Origin of the sequence: Paracraurococcus ruber, from assembly GCF_004353985.1 — a bacterium.
Classification (GTDB): Bacteria; Pseudomonadota; Alphaproteobacteria; order Acetobacterales; family Acetobacteraceae; genus Paracraurococcus; species Paracraurococcus ruber.
The window spans coordinates 1-2,779 of the sequence record NZ_SMOA01000466.1 but is presented as its reverse complement, the minus strand read 5'-3'; the positions used below and the strand labels follow the sequence as shown (position 1 = coordinate 2,779).

The following is a 2,779-nucleotide window of genomic DNA, read 5'->3' as shown; positions in this document are numbered from 1 at the left end:
GGCCCGGCCCCGCCCCGCCGACCGGGGCGCTGAAGCGCGGGCTGTCGGGCCTGCCCGCGGCGCGGGCCGCCGCGCCGCCACCCCCGGGGAGCACACCCGCATGATGTCCCGCCGCGCCTGGCTCGGCCTCGCCGCCCTGCCGCGCCCCGTCGCTGCGCAGGGGGGGCTGGAGGCGCTGTTCGCGCCGCGCGCCCGGCTCTGGCCGCGCTGGTCCGGGCATGACGAGGCGGCGACGCACAGCGTGGACCACGCGCCCTGGACGGGTTTCCTGCGCCGCTACCGCCGGCCGGGCGCCGACGGCATCGCCCGGGTGGACTATGCCGGCGTCACGCCCGCCGACCGGCAGGCGCTGGAGGCCTGGCTCTCCGGCCTTGCCGCCACCCGGGTCACGGCGCTGCGGCGGGACGAGCAGTTCTGCTTCTGGGTCAACCTCTACAACGGCCTGACCATGCGCACCGTGCTGCACGCGCCGGGCGTCGCCAGCATCCGCGACATCAACCTCTCCGGCGGGATCTTCCTGCGCGGGCCCTGGGACGCGCAGGTGGTGACGGTGGAGGGCGAGGCGCTGACCCTGAACGACATCGAGCACCGCATCCTGCGGCCGATCTGGCGCGAGCCACGGGTGCACTACGTGGTGAACTGCGCCTCGCTCGGCTGCCCGGACCTGCCGGAGGAGGCGCTGACCCCGGCGCGGCGGGAAGCGATGCTGGCGGCCGCCGCGCGCGCCTATGTCGCGCATCCGCGCGGGGTGACCGTGCGGCCGGACGGGCTGCTGCTCTCCGCGATCTACAACTGGTTCGCCGCCGATTTCGAGCCGGATGGCGGCGTCGTGCCGCACCTGCTGCGGCATGCCGGGCCGGCGCAGGCCGCGGCCATCCGCACCGCGCCGGGCATCGCAGGCTATGCCTATGACTGGGCGCTGAACCGCGCGGCCGGATGAGGCGTGCGACGGGAGGGGGCGCCGCCGCCTCCCCTACCCTCCCCCGTCGGGGCCTCAGGCGAGGCCCCGGACGCCGGCACGAGTCCGACTCAGGCCGGTCCAGGGGTCGCCTGACCCCTGGCGGAGGGAGTTTGAGGGAGGCAGAGCCTCCCTCAATCCCGCGCCGCCGGGATGCGGTACAGCCGCCCGGTCGCGTCCAGCTCCTCCACCCGCCAGGGCCCGCCGGTCTCGGCGACCAGCCAGCGCAGGATCGCCCAGAGGTCGCGGTCGGTGGCTTCCTCGTCCAGCGGTTCCAGCGCCGGGACCACCGCCTGGATCTCGACGCCGCTCGGGAAGGGTTCGCCGCTGCGGCCGAGGAAGACCAGCGCATGAACCTGGCCGGAGGGCGCCCGCAGGTAGCCGGGCGCGGCCAGCCCGACCCGGTCCAGGTCGAAGGCGCGGACCAGGGCGGCGCGGAATTCCGGATAGTGGCCGACCCGGTCCTCCGCCAGCAGGAAGGCCAGGCGGTGCCCGGCCATGTCCGGCGCCGGGACGATCGCGACCATGCTCATGCGCTGGCCTCCGCGCCGGCCAGCCGGGCCAGGAACTCCGCGACCAGCGCGGCGATCTCCGGCCCGGAATCCTCCTGCAGGAAATGCCGGCCGGTGACCAGGTGCGGCCCCTCCGCCCGCGGCAGCAGCGCCTTGAAGCGGGCGGCGAAGGTGGCGGCGTCGAACACCTCGTCCTCCCGCCCCCAGAGGATCATCGCCGGCCAGTCATGCTTCGGCAGCTCGCGCTCCAGCCAGGCGAAGCGGTCCAGCGCGCGGGCGGTGTCGTCCAGCGGGATCCAGCGCGGCCAGGTCCAGGTCAGCAGCCGCGTCGCCGGGTCCGGCAGCACCGCCTCATAGGCCGGCTGGGCGCGCTGCCGGAACCTCTCCCGGTCCACCACCGAGAGATAGACGCCGCGCCCCGCCAGCACGTTGTGCCTTCCCATCAGGTAGGGGCCGACCAGCGGCGCATGCATCATCCGCCAGGGGAAGAGGCGGGTGTGGAACTCGGCCGGCGGCATCGGCCAGGCCCAGGTGCTCATCACCACCAGCGCCCGCACCCGCGCCGGGTCGGCCAGCGCGGCGCCGAGCCCGGTCGGCCCGCCCCAGTCATGGCAGACATAGGTCACGCGGGTCAGGCCAAGCCGCCGCACCAGCGCGACCAGGTTGGCGATGTGCCCGTCCAGCGAATGCGCCTGCTCCCGCGCCGGCTTCTCCGACAGGCCGAAGCCGATCATGTCGGGGACGATGACGCGGTGGCCGGCGGCGACCAGCGGCGGGATCACCTCCCGGTACAGGAAGCCCCAGGTCGGGTTGCCGTGCAGCAGTAGCACGGGGTCGCCCGCCCCTTCGTCGACGTAGTGCATCCGCCAGCCATTCACCCGCGCCTCGCGCGGGGCGAAGGGCCATTGCGCCCGGATCGTGGGCGGCACATCCAGCATGCCTCGGTTCCTCCCTGCTGCTCTTCGCGCGACGGCGGCCGGCGGTCACGCCGCAGGCAGATCGCCGCCAGGGCGTCCTGCGCGGTTTTCTGCACGCTCGGGCCGCTCCAGGCCATGGCGGGTCGGGCGGCGGCACGCCCCGCGATCCGCCCCGCAGGGCGCGGCGGTCGCGGACCGCCCCTTCCAGCCGGTCCGTCAGCCCGGTGAAGCGGGCATCGAGCGCCAGCCTATCCTCCCGGTTCTGCCGGATCATCGCCGCGCGCACCGCCTCCAGCGCCCGCCTCGATGCCGGCGAGGAGGGCGGCCGCCGCCGGCGTTCCCCGGCGGAAGACCGGCCCGGCAGCATGCGCCGGCCGGCCCTCGCGCGGGGC

General features: G+C 75.5%; 3 protein-coding genes. 1 reads left to right on the top strand and 2 read right to left on the bottom strand.

What is annotated here, in order from left to right:
- Positions 1 to 100 precede the first annotated feature (100 nt).
- Positions 101 to 940 carry a DUF547 domain-containing protein gene (locus E2C05_RS30800; RefSeq protein ID WP_133223424.1) on the top strand — a complete coding sequence of 280 codons (840 nt, stop codon included), beginning with the start codon at positions 101 to 103 and terminating at the stop codon, positions 938 to 940.
- 152 nt (positions 941 to 1,092) lie between these two features.
- On the opposite strand, the gene E2C05_RS30795 is transcribed toward E2C05_RS30800, so the two are convergent.
- Positions 1,093 to 1,491: a hypothetical protein gene (locus E2C05_RS30795; RefSeq protein ID WP_133223423.1), complete on the bottom strand. Its 399-nt coding sequence runs from the start codon at positions 1,489 to 1,491 to the stop codon at positions 1,093 to 1,095.
- Positions 1,488 to 2,408, bottom strand: a complete 921-nt coding sequence (locus E2C05_RS30790; RefSeq protein WP_133223422.1) for an alpha/beta fold hydrolase — start codon at positions 2,406 to 2,408, stop codon at positions 1,488 to 1,490. Before E2C05_RS30790 ends, E2C05_RS30795 begins: the two co-directional genes overlap by 4 nt.
- Between the last annotated feature and the right edge of the window lie 371 nt (positions 2,409 to 2,779).